General features: G+C 46.7%; 17 protein-coding genes. 4 read left to right on the top strand and 13 right to left on the bottom strand.

Annotation, left to right across the window (positions count from 1 at the left end; genetic code table 11):
* Positions 1-128 precede the first annotated feature (128 nt).
* Positions 129-905, bottom strand: coding sequence for a Rossmann-like and DUF2520 domain-containing protein (locus C943_RS11095; RefSeq protein WP_008627672.1), 777 nt, complete (start codon positions 903-905; stop codon positions 129-131).
* Between the two features lie 216 nt (positions 906-1121).
* Between C943_RS11095 and C943_RS11090 the strand changes: the two genes are divergently transcribed.
* Together C943_RS11090 and C943_RS11085 are read left to right on the top strand one after the other, a co-directional pair.
* Entirely contained in the window at positions 1122-2267 is a 1146-nt protein-coding gene (locus C943_RS11090; RefSeq protein ID WP_008627668.1) for a DNA polymerase III subunit gamma/tau, read from the top strand.
* Between the two features lie 158 nt (positions 2268-2425).
* Positions 2426-2854 carry a hypothetical protein gene (locus C943_RS11085; protein ID WP_008627664.1) on the top strand — a complete coding sequence of 143 codons (429 nt, stop codon included), beginning with the start codon at positions 2426-2428 and terminating at the stop codon, positions 2852-2854.
* On the opposite strand, the gene C943_RS11080 is transcribed toward C943_RS11085, so the two are convergent.
* From C943_RS11080 to C943_RS11025, 11 genes are all read right to left on the bottom strand, one after another.
* A complete protein-coding gene (locus C943_RS11080) occupies positions 2851-3840 on the bottom strand; it encodes a DUF3078 domain-containing protein (RefSeq protein WP_040480154.1) in 990 nt (329 codons plus the stop codon). The two genes, C943_RS11085 and C943_RS11080, sit on opposite strands and share 4 nt — an antisense overlap.
* A 22-nt stretch (positions 3841-3862) precedes the next feature.
* Complete coding sequence (locus C943_RS11075) at positions 3863-5467, bottom strand: LysM peptidoglycan-binding domain-containing protein (protein WP_008627662.1); 1605 nt, start codon at positions 5465-5467, stop codon at positions 3863-3865.
* Entirely contained in the window at positions 5464-6108 is a 645-nt protein-coding gene (locus C943_RS11070; RefSeq protein ID WP_008627661.1) for an O-methyltransferase, read from the bottom strand. Before C943_RS11070 ends, C943_RS11075 begins: the two co-directional genes overlap by 4 nt.
* Before the next feature lies 1 nt (position 6109).
* Positions 6110-7339, bottom strand: a complete 1230-nt coding sequence (locus tag C943_RS11065; protein WP_008627660.1) for a M16 family metallopeptidase — start codon at positions 7337-7339, stop codon at positions 6110-6112.
* A 103-nt stretch (positions 7340-7442) separates the two neighbouring features.
* Complete coding sequence (gene ccsA / locus C943_RS11060; RefSeq protein ID WP_008627658.1) at positions 7443-9977, bottom strand: cytochrome c biogenesis protein CcsA; 2535 nt, start codon at positions 9975-9977, stop codon at positions 7443-7445.
* 23 nt (positions 9978-10000) lie between these two features.
* Positions 10001-10417 (bottom strand): cytochrome c maturation protein CcmE domain-containing protein, encoded by a 417-nt coding sequence (locus C943_RS11055; protein ID WP_008627657.1) that lies wholly within the window; start codon positions 10415-10417, stop codon positions 10001-10003.
* A 42-nt stretch (positions 10418-10459) separates the two neighbouring features.
* Positions 10460-10708, bottom strand: a complete 249-nt coding sequence (locus C943_RS11050; protein WP_008627656.1) for a CcmD family protein — start codon at positions 10706-10708, stop codon at positions 10460-10462.
* A complete protein-coding gene (ccsA, locus tag C943_RS11045; protein ID WP_008627655.1) occupies positions 10705-11385 on the bottom strand; it encodes a cytochrome c biogenesis protein CcsA in 681 nt (226 codons plus the stop codon). Before ccsA (C943_RS11045) ends, C943_RS11050 begins: the two co-directional genes overlap by 4 nt.
* Before the next feature lie 154 nt (positions 11386-11539).
* A complete protein-coding gene (locus C943_RS11040) occupies positions 11540-12205 on the bottom strand; it encodes a heme exporter protein CcmB (protein WP_008627654.1) in 666 nt (221 codons plus the stop codon).
* Between the two features lie 62 nt (positions 12206-12267).
* Positions 12268-13062 (bottom strand): formyltransferase family protein, encoded by a 795-nt coding sequence (locus C943_RS21735; RefSeq protein ID WP_008627653.1) that lies wholly within the window; start codon positions 13060-13062, stop codon positions 12268-12270.
* 389 nt (positions 13063-13451) lie between these two features.
* Positions 13452-13754: a hypothetical protein gene (locus C943_RS11025; RefSeq protein WP_040480144.1), complete on the bottom strand. Its 303-nt coding sequence runs from the start codon at positions 13752-13754 to the stop codon at positions 13452-13454.
* A 192-nt stretch (positions 13755-13946) separates the two neighbouring features.
* On the opposite strand from C943_RS11025, the gene htpG reads away from it, so the two are divergent.
* Positions 13947-15830 (top strand): molecular chaperone HtpG, encoded by a 1884-nt coding sequence (htpG, locus tag C943_RS11020; protein WP_008627647.1) that lies wholly within the window; start codon positions 13947-13949, stop codon positions 15828-15830.
* A 92-nt stretch (positions 15831-15922) separates the two neighbouring features.
* Here the strand turns inward: htpG and C943_RS11015 are convergent, their stop codons facing one another.
* Positions 15923-16702 (bottom strand): helix-turn-helix domain-containing protein, encoded by a 780-nt coding sequence (locus C943_RS11015; RefSeq protein ID WP_008627646.1) that lies wholly within the window; start codon positions 16700-16702, stop codon positions 15923-15925.
* A gap of 76 nt (positions 16703-16778) precedes the next feature.
* Here C943_RS11015 and C943_RS11010 point away from each other — a divergent pair, with 76 nt between their 5' ends.
* Positions 16779-17918: a hypothetical protein gene (locus tag C943_RS11010; protein WP_157198506.1), complete on the top strand. Its 1140-nt coding sequence runs from the start codon at positions 16779-16781 to the stop codon at positions 17916-17918.
* The last annotated feature ends 747 nt before the right edge of the window (positions 17919-18665 follow it).

Here is an 18665-nt window from a genome sequence, read left to right as displayed (position 1 = left end):
CTCGATTTTTCAAAAGTTTGAAGACCAAGAATTGCAAGGCCATCATTAACATTAAAAAGTAACTTAATCACCCGTGTCAAAGGTATGAAAGAACTCGGTGATTACAAATAGTATGTTTCAGGTATTTTTTAATAGGAATCAATGATGTCTTGGGATAATAGCCTATAAATTTCCGCCACCTGCTCGTTGTAGTTCAAAAATTGGAAATGGCGGTCCAGTGTCTGGAAATCGCCCCTGATTGCTGGACCCGTTTGTGCACGCTTGGCCCCGAGCTCGAGACTCTTGCTGATGGTCTCTATGATGAGCGGTTTGAGCATCTCAAAATCCAACCCTTGTCTCCTCATTACTTCCTCTGACAACCTAAGCATATGGTTGGAAAAGTTGCTGGCAAACACCGCGGCTACATGCAGGGCGAGTCGGTCCTTGGATCGGAGGATGTATTGGTGGGGAGAAAGGCTTTTGGCGAGTTTTTGGAGTTTTTGCAGCGTGCTTTGGTCTTCGGATTCCAACAGAAACGGAACCTCCGCGAAGTCAATGTTGCGGTCTTTGCTAAAGGTTTGCAAAGGATAAAATATCCCCGTGTAAGCCGCCGAACTGTACCCCAACACATCCAAGGGCACAGAGCCCGAAGTATGGACCAAGATGCTCTCCTCGGGCAGGATAATGGCATCGGAGATCTCCGCAATGGCATTGTCGCTTACCGCAAGGATGAAAACCTGTGCTTCGGAATCCGAGAAATCCAGGTCATCCTTGGGCTCCGCAAGGTAAACCCTGTTCGTGATTTTTTCGGCTTGCTTGATATCCCGGCCATAGACTTCCGTAAGTGTATGTCCGGCCTCTTCCAATGCTGTGGACAAATGCCAGGCGACGTTCCCGGTGCCGATAATTGCGATTTTGTACTTCATAGCGGAAGTTAAATTTTTCAGGGGAAAAATCGTAGTCTGCCTTGGATTTGAGGATTTGGGCGCAATCCAAGTTTTGGGAAATCAAATTAAGTCGCCTGGTCTGAAAAATCGAAACGGTCAATTATTATCCCTGATTATGAAATTGTTGCAAAAAATCACTGGTACAGTTCATGGATTCCCAAGTCCAGAATTACAATAATTTTATATCTTGCAGCGATGGAAAACTTTGTCGTATCAGCGCGGAAATACCGGCCGTCCAACTTCAACTCCGTGGTTGGGCAGCAGCACATTACCACGACGCTGAAGAATGCGATCAAGAACAACCATTTGGCACAGGCTTTCCTTTTTTGCGGGCCAAGGGGTGTAGGTAAAACCACCTGTGCGCGGATTTTGGCAAAAACTATCAACTGCCAAAACCGCACTGCCGACTTCGAAGCCTGCAATAAATGCGATTCCTGCACGGCGTTCAACAACAACGCATCATTCAACGTCCACGAGCTCGATGCCGCTTCCAACAATTCGGTCGATGATATCCGCAACCTGGTCGAGCAAGTAAGGTATGCGCCCCAGCATGGACTTTTCAAAGTGTATATCATTGACGAAGTGCACATGCTCTCCAATGCGGCTTTCAATGCCTTTTTGAAGACATTGGAGGAACCGCCGAAGTACGCCATCTTTATTTTGGCGACCACGGAAAAGCACAAGGTGATCCCAACGATCCTTTCCCGTTGTCAGATTTTTGACTTCAACAGGATACAGATCAAGGACATTGCCGATCACCTCACCCATATTGCAAAGCAGGAAAATATCGAGGCAGAGGAAGAGGCTCTTCGCCTGATCGCCACAAAGGCTGACGGCGCGCTGCGGGATGCCCTTTCGATTTTTGATTTGATCGTTACCTATTCGGCTACCAATAAGCTTACCTATCAGGAAACGATCAACAACCTCCATATCCTCGACTACGATTACTATTTCAAGGTCTTGGATGCGGTTTTGGCGGGAAACATCGGTCAGGTCCTGCTTACCTTTGATGAGATTTTAAAGAAAGGATTTGATGGGCACAACTTCATCGTGGGTCTTTCGGAGCACCTGCGCGACCTGATGGTGTGCAAGGACCCTGAGACTGTGACGCTCATGCAAGTTTCTGAGTCAGCTAGAGCCAGATACCTCCAACAATCCGAACAGACTTCCATTTCATTTTTACTTTCGGCACTCAATATTTGCAACCAGTGCGATATCAACTATAAGAGCAGCCGTAACCAGCGCCTTCATGTCGAATTGGCGCTGATGAAACTTTCCAAGCTCCCACAAGCGATCAGCTTGGCGGCTTTGGCACAGGAGGATTCAAAAAAAAAAGCTTAGCCCAAGCATCTCCTAGTGTCGAACCCGCGTCACCGGCACCTTCACTTTTCAAAAATGGCAATGGACTGGAGGCAAAGAAGACGCCCATCCAGAAAACCGTTTCGATTCCATTAAGCATCACAGCAGCTAAAAAGATTGTCTCCCAGCAATCGGTCGATGTGCCTGCACAGGTTGCTCAAGAGCGTACCGTCCATGAAAAAGTCGAGGAACACCAGGTTGATTTTTTTGATAAAGAAAAGCTGTCCAATGTTTTGGTGGGGATTATACAAGCCTTCAAGGAAGAGCATAGAAATCTGGAAGCAGTCGCGCTGAATCAGCCTTTTGAATTGGAGGGTGAAAAGGCAGTTTTCCATTTGGTATCGGACATTCAGGCCGGTATTTTTCAAAAAATCAAACAAGAAATCACGACCGAACTCAGACGGAAACTCAACAATTACAATCTACAGATTGAATTTGAGGTACGGGAGGAAGTCAAAGATGACAAAAAGCGACTCTACACGAGCACCGACAAGCTGCATTACCTTCGGGAAAAAAGCGACTTGCTTGATGAACTGCTGAATCGGTTCAAACTGGAAACCGACTTTTAGAATTCCAGTGCCAAGCCAAAGTTGATCGCATTTTGAAGCTGTACAGCCTGTTTGGGAGGACCGTTATCTTGCGGGATAAAGACTTTTTCGTCGTAAATCAAGATTGTTTCCATCCGTGTGGTGATGTACTTGTTGACACGGAAGCTGATGACCGAGTTGAGGTTGACGACAAAGTTGCCGAGTCGCTCGAAGTTGGTAAAGAGGTTTAGATCTGCTCTCCACCTGACGTTTTCGAGAATCTGGAAATCCGTCATCGAGCTGAAGGAAAGCCCCGCTTCTGCATACAAGCGTTCGCCGGGCACCACGCCAAAAGCACCCGCATTGCTCAGGGAATCATCCATGACAATCGTGAACCTCCCCGTAAAAGGTGACGCGATGAGCGAAAGGCGATCTTTGTTTTTGAAATCCCGGCGATAGTTGAGACCGGTGGAGGATTGGATGTAGGCTGGCGCCAGAAAGTCCGAAAGCCGGGTCCTCGCATCTTCCTCCGCACCCGCAGGTCTGAAGTAGCGGTATCCAGCCAAGAGCTGTGTACGTGCGTCCAGCTGCGTGGAAAGGAACCACTTTGGCGAAAGCTCGCGGCCGTACTTGGTGATAAAGAAAAAGTTGTCGTTTGTTTTTCTAGTGGCAAAGCTCCTTCCACCTTGGCGGTTGAAGCCGAGGTTGATGGTCAATTTGGTGTCCCAGATGATGAGGTCTTTTTTGTAATTGGCGAATAGGTTCAGGCCAGTATTGAAGGCGAGGTTGCTCGAACCACCCGCATTCCAGTTGGAAAGACTGACCTGTTGGATGCTGAGGTTGTAGTTCCCGCCTTTTTCCCAATAGACAGGCTTGGGTGCCTGTTTGATAATGACCGAATCCCCCAGCATAATTATTGTGTCGCCACTAATCAGCAGCGTATCGGCTTTTTGAAGCGGATCCTGCGCACGGACTAATCCCCATGCAGTAAAAAGCAATAAAAAAGAAACAAGAAATCTTTTCAACATTTCAGAAATAGCGCTCGCTCGATCAGGGCTTCAAAATCGTTATTTTTTGTCCAATGCGGATATTGTTATCGGATAAGTTGTTCCATTTTTTGATATCATCCACCGAAACACCATACAGTTGGCTTAGGCGGAATAACGTCTCTCCCTTTACTACAGTATGTATCACCCGATTGGCATTACGCTCGGCGGTGGATGTAGAGGGGGTGCTTGGATTCTGAGCTGCCTCCGTTTTTGGAGTCAGGGTTTTGGAAGGGGGGCTTGTTTCTTCGCCTGCGACGATCCGCCGGTATTCATTGGCAGGGACCATTGGGATGGGTTCATTCCGAGGTCTGAAATCCTGCAGATTTAGGATCATGCCAGCTTTGAGATCGCGGTCCTCGCGGATTCGGTTTTTTGCCTTCAGCGCGGAAAGCTTAATGCCGTACATTTGGGAAATCGACCAAAGTGTCTCTCCGGGTTTTACCACGTGGGTTTCGGCTTCTGCTTTTGATCTTTTGGGTTCGGTGTAATAATACTCCCCAGCTAGGATTTTCTCATTTTTGCCGAGGTCATTGATTCTCCTGAATTTACCTTCTTTGAGACCTACCTCTTGTGCTAGATTTTCCTGACGGGTATTTTGGGCGGCCTTGATTGCATTCAAGTCGTTGGCCTTGATTTGGTTTGGCTGGGTGGAATTTTGGGTATTCCCGGTGATTTTTGGGTAAGGATTGGCTGGAGGGCTTGAAATGTACCTGGCCGGAGGCGAATAAGTGGTTTCGGAAGCTTGGGTCTGCGTTGACGAGGCAATGGCAGGAACTGATTTTTGTGCACCTTGCCTGATGTATAGGATTGAATACGGCCTATCATCCGGTACATTTCCCCTCAGACTCCATTTGTTGTATTCTTTCAAATGTGCTTCCGTGACGCCAAGCCTTGGGGCCAAGGCCTTCAAAGTAGTAGGCCCTTGCACTTGGACTTCCTCCAAGAAGCCTGAATTGGATGCCAGCATCACCGTTGGGGCTTCAAATGCCACCATGTGCGCTAGGAACTTCTTGAAATACCAATGGAAATTCCGATCCACTTCCACCACCTTTTTCCCATTGTACTGTGTGCCAAAATAGGCTTTTGCACCACCTAGGCCCATTTGATAGGAGACCAATGCGCACATCCAATTGTTGAATTGCGCATTGTGTTTTTTAAGGTAACGGGCAGCACCCTGGCTGGAAGCAACGATGTTTTTGCGCTCGTCCACTTGGCTGTCCACACGCAGGGATACCTCCTCTGCAGTGCCCTGTTTGAATTGCCAAAATCCTACCGCATTGGATGTGGAAACAGCGTCGGCGATCAGGCTGCTTTCCTGGATTGCCAAGTATTTGAAGTCGGTCGGTACGCCCGCCGCACGCAATTCCCTCTCCACAATCGGCAGGTAAAGGTTTACCCGCTCTGCTTTCACTTGAAAATAGGAGGCGTTGCGGTAGAGTGCGTCCACATCGGCTTGGATTTCCCTCCTTGCTTGCTCATTGATCTTGATTGTTAGGTCCGCAAAGCGCATTTCCGACGGCACCTGCGGCACTTGTCCAAATACCTCTCCGAATATCAGAAAGGCAAAAGCCAATAAAGTCAAGCGAATTGTATTGTTCTTTTTCATTTTTTTCTCGCCATCATCAGTCCGTCCCGGATAGGAAGGAGGATATTTTCCACCCTTGGGTCTTGTTGAACCATTTTATTGAAATCTAGGATCACCTGTGTGTCTTTGTCGATTTTTTTTCCAGCCTCGGGGATTACCTTTCCTGACCACAGAACGTTATCCGCCAAAATAACGCCTCCTGGCCTTACTTGGTCTATTACTAGTTCATAATAACGCATGTAGTTGGCCTTATCGGCGTCGATAAAGACCATATCAAACTGCTCATGGAGGCTCGGAATGATCTCTAGGGCATTGCCCAAGCGGTAGTCGATGCGGTCGGAGAGACCTGCCATTTCAAAAAATCCCCTGACCATCGTCTCAAGTTCATCGTTGATGTCGAGGGTAATGAGTTTGCCTCCTGCTGCCAGGCCACGCGCCAAGCAAATGCCCGAATATCCGGTATAGGTGCCGATTTCTAGGATTACTTTGGGTTGGATGGATTTCGAGATGAATTCCAGGAACTTCCCTTGGAGGTGCCCGCTGAGCATTCTGGGCATCAGCACTTTTGCGTGGGTTTCACGGTAGATATGCTTCAAAACCGGATCTTCCTCGCTGCTGTGCGCTTCACAATATGCCAATAAAGCTGGGTCGATGAATTCCATCTTATGCGGGAATATAGTTGAGGTAGCTGAGTTGATTTGGGTCCAGGGCCTCATTCGCGATCGTCAGGATATCTTCCGCGGTGGTTTCACGGATAATTCCAAAAATGGTATCCAATGAGTCTATCCGGCCTTTGTCAAGCAGGTTTTTCCCAAAGACCAACATCAGCGCCGCGTAGTTTTCTTCAGCCATGGCCATTTGGCCAATGGCCTGTTCTTTGGCCATGTGAAGTTGGAGGCTTCCCATTTTGCGCGTACGCAGTTTCTCCATTTCATGGAGGACAAGCTTTTTGGCTTTGCCTGCCGTGCCCGGTTCTGTGCCAAAAAAAACACCAATAAACCCGGTATCAGAGTAGGCTTGATAGTTGGATTCGACGCTGTACACATAGCCGTGCTTTTCGCGGAGTGCAAGGTTCAGACGGGAATTCATACTCGGTCCGCCGAGGATGTTATTGAGCAGGTAGAGTTGGAAGCGACGCGGGTCATACATGGAGTAGGCTGGCTTACCTATCGCACAATGGGCCTGCGTGATATCTTTTTCGAGCGTTTTGGTCTTGGGCTGGTAGCTTGCAAATTTGCTTCGGACGTAAAGGCTTCTCTTCGCAGGAATCTCCGCCAAAACACCTTCCACCTGTTGCAGCACCTTTTTGAATGAGACGTTGCCCACAACCGAAAAAACGATCTGGGTAGTGTCAAACCTCGTCGAGATAAAATCAAAGAAATCTTCTTGCCCAAAGCTTTTGACAGTTTCCTCATTTCCCAAAATATTCCTTCCCAAGGCATGCCCCTCAAAAACCAATTCGTCAAAGTCGTCTTGGATGGAGTCTTCGGGAGAATCCCTATACATGGACATTTCCTCCAGAATCACTTGGCGTTCTTTCTCAATCTGTTTTTTGGGAAAAGTCGAATGAAAGGTAATATCATAAAGCAGTTCAGCTGCTTTTCCAAAATGGTCCTTCAGGAGGCTGGCATAGAAACAGACTTTTTCCTTGGTTGTATAAGCATTGAGCTCGCCGCCGAGGGATTCGAGGCGATTGATGATGTGAAAGGCTTTCCGTTTTTTGGTACCCTTGAAGGCCATGTGTTCCCAAAAATGGGCCAACCCTTCCTGTTCTTTGGACTCGTCACGGCTGCCGATGTTAAGCACAAACCCACAGTGCACCAGCCTAGTATGCGGAATTTCCTGATGTACGATTCTGATGCCGTTGGGCAATTCTTTCAAGTTGTACTGCATGTTCAATGGTTCCAAACTTTAAAGTACAAAATTCCCGGGTTTGCCGCAGTCAAAAAGGAATATCGGTCGATCGAGGTGTTGAAAATGGGGTGCGACATAGGAATTAAGAACCCTCCAATCCCTTGTCACGCATTTTGCTGAATTCGTCGTACCTGCGGTAGATTGCGACCGTAAATCCGATCAGCATGATAATGGTGCCAATCCATAGGATATTGATTTGAGGTTTGAGGATAGCTTTCAGTACCACATAGTCCTTTTGGTAGCGATTGACCTTAAAGGAAAACTTGTTTTGCTCTGGCAAGATATTTTCCAATTCCACCTTTACGCCCAGTTCATTGTCGATCGCGGGGATTTTGCCGACTTGGTTACCACGGATGATGAAAACCGGCTGCAATTTTTTCTCGACATCATAGTCCATCACACTCAAGTTGGCCCTGACGGCGATATCCCCATCATTTAGCTGCATGCCATCGATCTCTTTGAGCACCTCTGCTCCTTCAAATTGCGTCACGAAATCAGCAATAAAAAACTGTTCACCCGGCGATACTTCAAAGGTTTCGTCTTCCTTCCACTCCGGATCCTCAAAATCATTGATGGCTGATACGAATGTGTAGAGGTCTTTGGTCAAATAGCGTTTGGAGTCGGGTGACGAAATCAGACCCATGCTGCTGTTGAACTGGGACATGGGATTCAGCGTGAATTTCAGCTCGTCGTTTTGGTAATAGTCGATCTGGAAATAATCATTTTCCTCCAATACGATTTTAAGCGTGTCCCCTTTTTTGAAATAGGTTTTGCCGTTTTTGACAATGTCTTCCAGCGCAATCGCCTCGTTGACATTGCCCGTGGATTCTATGAGATTGACGTTGACGTAACCAGGAACGCCGACCACCTTCTTCTGACGGCCTCTGTAAATGGCCGTGTAATCCTTGATTTGGGTCGGTTTGTTTATCCAAAGCAGCACGTGCTCTTTGTTCATTTCATCCTCCCAGGAATTGCTGTAGGTCAATCCGGACATGTTGTAGGAAATCACCTCGGAATAACCAGAGGAAAACATGACCCCGATCAAAACCATCCCCAAGCCAATATGCGCCAAAGACCCTCCCGCCAATTTGAAGTTGGATTTTTTCAATAAGCGAATCAAAATCGTTGCATTGGCCACAATTGTGAAAGTTCCTGCCAAAACGACAATGATGTAGGTGATGTCGAATACTTTTCCGGTAATAATGATAATCGCTGACAGTACAACGGAAATGACATATGGAGTCACTAAAGCTTCACGGAGCGCCTTAGAGTCCATCTTGTTCCACCAAAAAAACTGCCCAACAGCTGTCAATAAAGCAACCGCCACAGCAAACCACAATTGGAACTTGGTGTAAAAGCCGATCTGATCCGCAGGAGGGGCAAGGTTGGAAATGCCGCCGAAGCTTTCGACCAAGGCATTCCAAACGGGAATGGACGTGGGCAAAATCACTTGGAAAGCCATCAAGGCCAAAGTCGTGGCACCGATGAAGATCCAGAATTCCCTGGAATAGACAGAGGCCTCTTTTTCGGAAGTCGGGATATGTTTCCAGTTTTTTGCCGCCAAAAATATGGCCACAAACAGGAAGAACAACATGTAAATCAATAACTGACCTGAAAGTCCCAAGTCAGTAAATGAGTGTACCGAGGAGTCACCCAACACGCCGCTGCGCACGAGGAATGTAGCATAGAGTACCAGTACAAAGGACGCAATGACCAAAACAATCGAGGACTTCAAGGCGGTGCTGCTTTTCTTGAAGGTAATCATGGTATGGATCGCTGCCACCATGATAAGCCAAGGCACGTACACGGCGTTTTCGACCGGGTCCCAATTCCAATACCCGCCAAAGTTCAGCGTCACATAAGCCCAATAAGCACCCATGATGATGCCCATGCCCAAAATCATGGCCGAGAACTGTGCCCACGGCAAAGCAGGCCGCACCCATTCAGTGTATTTTTTGGTCGCCAACCCGCCCATCAGAAAGGCAAAAGGCACCAAGGTGGACGCGTATCCCAGGAAAAGCGTCGGCGGGTGAATGACCATCCAGATATTCTGAAGCAAGGGATTCAAGCCAGTACCGTCTTCGGGTACGAAATCCGGGTTCATCTCAAAAATCGGCGCATCCATCATGTCCCGCAATAGGATAAATGGAGATGATCCGATCTTCAAATCACCGATCACGACCCCCAAAATCATCGAGACCAAAAAGGCCTGAACCAATGAAAACACGATCATCACAGGTCCTTCCCAAAACTTATTGGTATGGATCAAGACGAGTCCCAGCATCACATTCCAAAATATCCATAGGATAAACGCACCCTCTTGGCCTTCCCAAAAACTCGAAATCATGTAATGAACAGGAAGTGCTTTGGAAGAGTGGGAATAGGCGTAGAAATATTCGAAACGATGGTTGTAGATGATTTCGAAAAGTGCAAACGCAACCGTGACGCTGGCCACGGCATGGATGTAGAAGAAAGAACGGCTGAATCTCCGCCAGTTGGCTTTTTCCAACTCAGTGGCTTTGATGTACTGGTAGTAAGCAAAAGCAGTCACCAAGGAACTCACAAAGGAAACGATGACTGCAAAATGGCCGAGATTACCGACGAAGGTATTGATCATAAAAGGGGGAAGCTACTGTTGGGTTACATACCAGCTGTTGAAACTTCCGTTTCCTGGTATTTGGAGGGGCATTTCATCAGGATCTTATCAGCTACAAAAAGGTCTTCGTTTTTGTAAGATCCGATTACGACGACTTGTTCTGCCCGAGAGAAGTCCGTAGGCACGGGTTCATTGTAATAGACCTGCTGTACGGTGCCTTCGTTGTCCACCATCATGAAGTAGAAGGATGTTTTGTCTTCATTGACTTGGATTCCCTCCACATTCCCATCTGCACTTTTTTTCAACTGGCCCACCACGTGGATGGCTTTGTCGTTTCCGTTTGATTTCATTTCTTTGGCAGTAGCAAACGACTCATAGGTACTGGCATCGCCCAGCATCGAGACGATAATCAGGATTGCTATGCCTATAATCACAAGTCCGATGATATGTCCTTTTTTCATAATAATTAGTTGATTATTTTCAAGCCAACGCTTGGGATTCCATTATTCCTGTGATTCCAACAGCTTCTCCAACTTGCTGACTCTTCTATTTGTTTGGATGACGTATACGGTGATTCCGGCAAATACGATACAGATAATGCCCACCAAAACATAGATTTTTCCATCAGCACGCATCGCATCCGCCATCTCTACACCAGAGTTTTGGTAATCCTCAGAGGTGATTTCGATTTTATCTTGTGCGCTTGCCTGAAGGCTCCAAGCCATCAGCAAAAGAATAATCCATTTCTTCATGATACCTGATTGATCAATTTTTCTTCGATTTTTCGCTCTGCCCGGCGTAGCCTTACGCGCAGTGTTCCGATCCAAGCGCCCAAGAGCGTCCAACCAATGATCGCGGGATAAAACACCATCCGAAGCTGGGAATCCAGGTCGTAGGCATTGAAGCCGGGATTACCCCCGTTTCCGGGGTGGAGGCTGTCGGTCAGCCTTGGAAGCACGAATATCAAGGGAAGAAAGGCAGAAAAAGCGAAAATATTGTATACAGCGCCGATGCGGGCCCTTTGGCTGACATCGACAAGGGAATTTCTCAGCACCAAATAGGCGAAATACATCAACATGCCGATGGCCGCCGCATTGAGTTTGGGGTCATTGACCCAAAAGGCGCCCCAAGTGAAGCGCGCCCAAAGCATCCCTGTCAATATGCCTATGGAGCCAAAAAGTATTGCTGCATTGGTAAATTCGATGGCGACATCGTCATCTTTCAAGTCGTTGCTGCGGAGGTATCGGATGCTGTACACCACTGCCACCAATAGCAAAAGGATCATCGTAAACCACATGGCCACGTGAAAATACAATGCGCGAATGGTCTCGTTCAGAATAGGTAGCCTGGGTACATCCAACAGAAGTCCGGCCGTAAGGGTATAGGCCAGCAGGATTATGGCCAGGACTTTCCACCACTTTGCCTTCATGGGTTACTTTTGCAATTTTCAAGCGCAAAAATAGGGCATAAGTTCCTCATTACGGTGCTTTTTGTCATTTTATGTTGGGAACGGCAGGAATGCGATGAAAAGCGTCGGATTCATGTGAAAATCCACTTCCCAAAAAGTTAAATCCATTTACTTCCTAACTCCTCCAAACGTAGGGGAAAAGCAGGTAGGCTGTCGCGGTCACAATGGCATTGATGGCAACTAAGGTCAAGACCTTGTCCGAACTCGTGGACCAATCCAATCCGTCCATGGCATTTTTGGACACGCGAATAGCCATCAACAGGATCGGGATGACGACTGGAAAACTCAATATCGCCATCAGCGTCGCATTATTACTAGCCTTGGAGGCGATACCCGAAACCATCGTCAGGCAGGCCGAGAATCCCAAGGCACCCAAAACCAGGTTGACGAGGAAAAGCCCTTGATTGGCAATCGGATTGCCCAAAATGACGCTGAATACCAAGTAACCGAGCAAGGCCAGGAGCAAGGTCAGGAGCGCATTGTAGATCATTTTGGATAGGATGATGGACTCTGGCGAAGCCACCATGTAGTAGTAGAGTTGCCGCCCCTGATGCTCCTGGACAAAACTTTTGGCCACTGCATTTACTGCCGAAAAAAGGATAATGATCCAATACAGTGAATTCCAAGTAGGTGGGCTGATATTGCCGTCCCTCGCCCCAAAACTCAAATAAGTCAAAAACACAGCCGATATGACATACAGCAAGATGCCATTGAGCGCATACTTCTGCCGCCATTCGAGCGTAATTTCCTTCTTGATGAGGGTCTTGAGTTGCTGGAACATGGCGCAAAAATAACCTAAACTATGTATCGCCCGCTATCCATTTTCTACAGCCGAGAGAGTTTCTAGCTTTTGGTAAGAAAAAAATCGATTTTTGCCTTTCTAGGTTTTGGATTGATCATTCCTAAATTATGAAAAAGTATCGCCTTGATGCTAATCCAAAGTGTCCTATCAACCCTTTTGTAATTTCTACCCTTTCCTACCTGCCTTTCCCCAATGGGTATGTGTCCCTCATTGATAATGAATGCCAATACTTTGGTTAGGGCGATTCCGAGCAGGTCTGCGGTTTTGATATCAAAATCGGTTTCTGAGTCGCTTTTTTCAAGGGCAGGGTAAACCTTTGCTAAAACATCTCCGGTATCTACCCCAGCATTGATGTAATGTATAGAACCTCCAATATGATCGCTGTCTTTCTTAAACCAAGGCCAAAACAAGGTGTCAAAGCCGCGATACTGCGGGGGAATTCCATAGTGCACATTTATAGCCGCCACCTTGGCGACTTTAAGGACACTGCCACTAAGAAGCGGAGCATGGCAGGTTACCAATAAGTCCGTGTCCAATGAGCGCAGCATTTCTAATCCATCTTGGGAATTGATACGTCCATGGTCAAAATCAATGATTTTGAAATTACTATCGTCAAGCGAAATGACTGGGGATTTTTTTCTAAGGGAGTTATTTCGAAGACGGCTAAGAACTTTTTTTCCAATAAATTCGACGTATCCTTGGTTTTTTGGGCGTCTTTTTAAAAAACTATTAGATCGCTTGTGTCTAATTATAATCACGTTGTCAAATCCCGTCCTTAAGTGCTGCAGCACAAGGATATCTCTGGGAGAGCAATTACTTATGATTACAATATTCATAGCTATAAATTAACAACTTTTACATGGATTCCGCGCTATCTTTGGTTTGGAGCGAGACAATTTTGGAGAATTCGGTAAAGAAAAATTCCATCCACTCGTTTCTTGGTTCGGGTTTCAATCTGCCCACTTTATGAAGGAGGATTGCCTTGAGGCTAATCCCGAGGGGCCTTTCGTACAATTTGAAATTTCTACCTTTTTCCGTCTGGGACAGTTTCCCGTCTTCGACAATAAAACGCAACACCTTGATCTATGCGACTTCAAGCGATTATGAGGTTTTGAGGTCCAATTCGGTTTCTCTTTCCTTCTTTTCCAAGGCAGGGTATACTTCGGCCAAGACCCTGCCGGTGTCTACGCCTCCATTGATGTAGTGGATGCTCCCTCCGATATTGTCAAAATTCCTTAATTACCAAGGCCAAAGGAGCGTGTTGTTGCCTCGATGATTTGGCGGTATCCCAAAATTCACATTGATGCAAGCGAGACATTTTGGGTGATTTTTCGATTGTCTTTTTTCGCAGAAAATTGATGATTTTCCTTCCCCAAAAATCCCAATTTCGTTGCTTGGCTTTTCGACCCGCAGACGTGGTGGTTTTGCTGTCAGGGTGTATGACCGTCACATTGGGGAAATTCTTGATTACCTGGTGAACTACCAATTTTTCCCTCGGCGTGCAGGCGCTGATCATTACGATGTTCATTTTATGCTAGGTACCAACAAACTTACAGGGACTTTGTTAACCTGCCCAGACAAATTTTTTGTAGGGAGTTCAGGTCATTTTTTCGGCAAAACTGGGTGAAGATTCTGCCAAATTGACATTCAAAAACCTTTGGAACAACACTTGTTAAGTACGTATCGTCAAAAAGATCCAAAACTCAAACTATTTATAGCCATGCAGGAAAAAGGTACCATCTCGATCCATACCGAGAATATCTTCCCGATCATCAAGAAATTTTTGTACTCAGACCATGAAATCTTCCTCCGGGAACTGGTCTCCAACGCGGTAGACGCCACCCAAAAAATCAAACGCCTCGCCCAACTCGGTCAATATGGCGGCGAATTGGGCGATATCAAGGTCGAGGTGGCTTTTGACAAAGACAAAAAAACCATCACGATCTCCGACCGAGGTTTGGGTATGACTGCCGACGAGGTCAAGAAGTACATCAACCAGATCGCCTTCTCAGGCGCCACCGAGTTCATGGAGAAATTCAAGGACTCCAAGGACGCCAATGAGATCATCGGCAAGTTTGGTCTTGGTTTCTATTCTGCCTTTATGGTAGCGGACAAGGTCGAAATCCAGACGCTTTCGTACCAAAATGGAGCCGAAGCTGTGCAATGGACATGCGACGGCAGCACCGAATTCGAGATTGCCAAGGGTTCGAGAAAAGACCGCGGCACGGACGTGATTCTGTACCTTAATGCGGATTCGGAAGAGTTTTTGGACAAGTGGAAGCTCCAGGGAATCCTCGACAAATACTGCAAATTCCTGCCCGTGCCGATCAAGTTTGGCACCAAGACCGAAAGCCAGGAGGACGGTACGGACGACAAAGGCGAGAAGAAGTGGAAATCCGTCGAAGTCGACAACATCATCAACACGACTTCGCCGATATGGACCAAGTCGCCTTCGGATTTGAAGGATGAGGATTACCTCGCATTTTACAAGGAATTGTATCCATTTGGCGAGGACCCGCTGTTTTGGATCCACCTGAACGTGGATTATCCCTTCAATCTGACCGGGGTTTTGTATTTCCCCAAAGTCAAAAACGATTTCGATTTCCAGAAAAACAAAATCAAACTCTTCAGCCGTCAGGTGTTTATCACGGACGAAGTGAAGGATATCGTGCCGGAGTTTTTGATGCTGCTGCATGGGGTAATCGATTCTCCCGACATTCCGCTCAACGTGTCCCGTAGCTTCCTACAAGCCGACAGCAACGTCAAGAAAATCAATACCTACATCACCAAAAAGGTGGCCGACAAGCTGGGCGAGCTCTTCAAAAAAGACCGCAAAGTCTACGAAGGCAAGTGGAACGACATTGGTCTGTTCGTAAAATACGGCATGGTCAGTGAGGATAAGTTTGCCGAAAAAGCCAAGGACTTCGCGCTCCTGAAAAACACCAAGGGCGAGTTCTTCACGCTTTCCGAATACCGGGAAAAGGTGAAGCCTTTCCAAACCGACAAAAGCGAGCAGCTTGTCTATCTCTATGCCAATGACGTCGCCAAGCAGGATGCTTTTATCCAAAGTGCCAACAAGAAAGACTACGATGTCCTCGTGATGGATTCGCCGATCGACAACCACTTTATCCAACACCTCGAGATGAAGGAAGAAAAGACTTCCCTCAAGCGTGTGGATGCCGATGTGGCCGAGAAGCTGATCGAGAAAGACGCTTCCTATGCCAACCTGCTGAATGAGGAACAATCCAAGCAGGTGAAGGAAATCTTCGAAAAAGCCATCGACAACAAAGCCTACAGCATCTCGGTCGAGGGCCTCAGCCCAGAGGAAATGCCCGTGACTGTGACCATGGATGAGTTTATGCGGCGGATGAAGGAAATGGCCCAAATGGGCGGCGGCATGAGTTTCTATGGCTCGATGCCGGACAACTACAAGGTTGCCATCAATGGCAACCACCCCGTCATCGACAAGATCCTCAAGGCATCCGACGAGGGCGAGCAGTCCAAGCTTGCGAAGCAGTCCTTTGATTTGGCGCTCTTGGCCCAAGGCCTGCTGACGGGCAAGGACCTGACGGAGTTTGTGAAGCGAAGTGTGGGAATGATTTGATCCAGAACCCCCGAGGTCTTTTTTTTTACCTCGGGGGTTTTTTCTACTCCAAAAAACAATACTATAAAGGATTGATTTTTGCTTTTTAATTTCTACACCACCTTGCTTAACAATGCATACCTGACAAGCTGACTTGTATTGGAGACGTTGGCCTTTGTCAGGATGTTTTTTCTGTGCGTTCGGGCTGTCTCATAGCTGATCCCCAGTTCTTTTCCGATTTCTCGACTTGTTTTTCCTTTTATTAGGAGATGGATAATCTCCAATTCCCGGTCGGAGAATTGCGTCTCAAACCGATCCATCTTGAGGTTTTTTGGTTCTAGGTGAAACTGCTCTCCGGAAAATTTATTGATCACGATGGCGTGTGGGATATTGGAAGGGAGTATGTGCGAAACATCTGTGATGATGTTGGCAAAAATGAAAGGGATGTTGTTGCCATCGAAAACCAAGGGAATGTTTTGGTTTTGGATCGTGATCACTTCACCCGACTTCTTGACGGCGCGAAAGTAAAAAACCACATATACGTAGATTCTTTCATTCAGCGGCAGGCTGTTGACATATATCATCGCCTGCTGTACAGTCTGAGTGACAAAGGGGAAATCGTCCGGGAAAACAAACCCAGAAATGAAGTTCCCCTGCATTTGAAGGACTTCTTCTTTGGACATTCCCGTCAGCGCTTCAGCGTCACCTGTTACCAATTCAATCGACCAGTTTTGGGTGTTGGCTACAAAGGTAAACCACTTGCCCACCGTCCAAAGGCTGAGCAGGAGCGGGTTGTTTTTGAGTTCCTGCTGATAGTCTTTTTGTAAGATGACGTAATCTTGTTTGCCAAAGGCTTTAATGATTTGGATGTAGTCGTTAGTGGGATTTTCCATGGTCGTGGTACCTCATTTGAGGTATTTATTTTGGATGTCGCCTAGAGTAGATTAGCTCAAAATAATCAAAAGCGTCATGAAAACCTTCAGATTTTTGTCAAAGATCCTCGTACTAATGCTGGTAATCCTTCCTTTTGTTTTATCCTGTGAGGAAAAGTCCGAGAATGATCCTCAGCTTCCTTTAGATCCTGGATTGGTAAGCGACAGGCTTAGAATCCCCCTTGCGGTAAAAAGAACTGGTGAAATGCCGAAATCGCCCAAAATCACTGACATGCAGATGGACAAAGACACCATCTTTTTGTTGGAGGATTTTGATAACCGGATTCGGTTTAGAAACTCTGATCTAAAAGGCCAGGAATGGTCGATTTATATTCAAGTAGCGGGAGCTTCGTCCTATTGGGATATCGAGCCGGACCCAGAGGAAAGCTCGGATTCCTTGGGAGTGATTTATTGGGGAATCGACCCCAACGGTTTGGACCTCCCGATTAGCTTTGATGTCGACATTTACATTCACGACAGGAATGGAAAGACCTTCGACAATTTCAAGCGCGTGGTAAAGGTCGAGAAAAAAGGTTCCGCCTCGTGTACCCCTTGGAGTTCAGGCGATCAGTGGATTTGGTTGTATACCAACGTCGGAAATCAATTGTATTTCTCCGCCCCAGGAAAGCCGGTCGGTATCGTCGCGTCGACCAATGGCTGCTGCTTGGAGGGACAAACAGTAGACTGTATTGCCAACAATATCCCCGAGGAGGATTGGGTGGAGCTGGAATATGCTGTGTACGAGATGGGTAACCTTGAATACATGATCCTCAAGTCGGATGGGACGATGAAGGGAGAATTGATCGAGCAAACGCAAAATCTCAACTATCAAGGATCGGATTTTTGTGCCAAATCTCCAGCCTACAACAGGCGGACGAATTACAACAAGTACGATGGTAAATTCACCTTCGATCCTTCAAACCAAACAATGGTATTTACCGAGATCGTACCGGGCACCAAGCAGGTTTATGTACCACAAACAGGCCAAACCTACACCGAGTACGACCGATGCTATGTGGGGCCGCACGCGACATATGAAATCATCGGCTGCAGATGGATAATCGAGACTTCCCGTGCAGGAGGGGAGGGGCCTTCTTCAGAAAAGGTCCGTCTTTTTGAGCGGAGAAAAACTCCAATATCGAAGGAGAATGGTGAATACGCTATTTGGTTTGATTGAGTTTGGGATTGATTCCCGAAAAAGACTTCGATTTCGTGGGTAAGTGATTTTTCAGATGCCGGTCCCTTGTGGATCGGCATTTTGTTTTTTGGCGTTTTTCCGCGTCTGTTCGTAGAATGGAAGGGAGCTAAGCGTAGATAGTGTCTACACCTTTTTATGTAGTGGAATTTGTAACTCACCTGATCTCAAACTATCTTCCGCCGTGGTATTTGGCGGGGTATTCCAATTATAAATTGGATTGATAATTGGGTGGAATTGCAAATTCCATCCAGTCCACCACCAAACGTCCACACTACACCTAGACGGGGATTTTTTGTTTTCCAGGTTGTTGGTGGACTTCAGTGAAGTGGAATTTGTAATTCACCTGATCTCAAACTATATTCCGAAGTGGTATTTGGGCGTGAATTCTAATTTCAAATTGGATGGTATATGAGGGTGGAATTGCAAATTCCACCCAGCGCCACGGTAGGTGGCTTCGAATCTTCAAAGCAGATAATAGAATGGTATTCTTAATTGGCCTTGGTTTACTTGTCTGGGGGCTTTACCGCTACAACAAAGAGATTAGAAAAGACAAAGCTGGAATCACGATTTTTACTTGGTATTGGAAAACCCAAAGGAACGGATTCATTTATGCCCTTTTGATTGGAGGAACTATATTATGCTTACAGGAACTGGTTCGGTTCATCAAGTTTTTGATGGGGTAGTTAAGGACGAATACTTCTCTTTCCCATCCCGATTTTTCCCTTA

Source organism: Mariniradius saccharolyticus AK6 (genome assembly GCF_000330725.2).
GTDB lineage: Bacteria > Bacteroidota > Bacteroidia > Cytophagales > Cyclobacteriaceae > Mariniradius > Mariniradius saccharolyticus.
The sequence above is the reverse complement of the archived record's forward strand: the minus strand, read 5'-3'. Positions and strand labels throughout refer to the sequence as shown.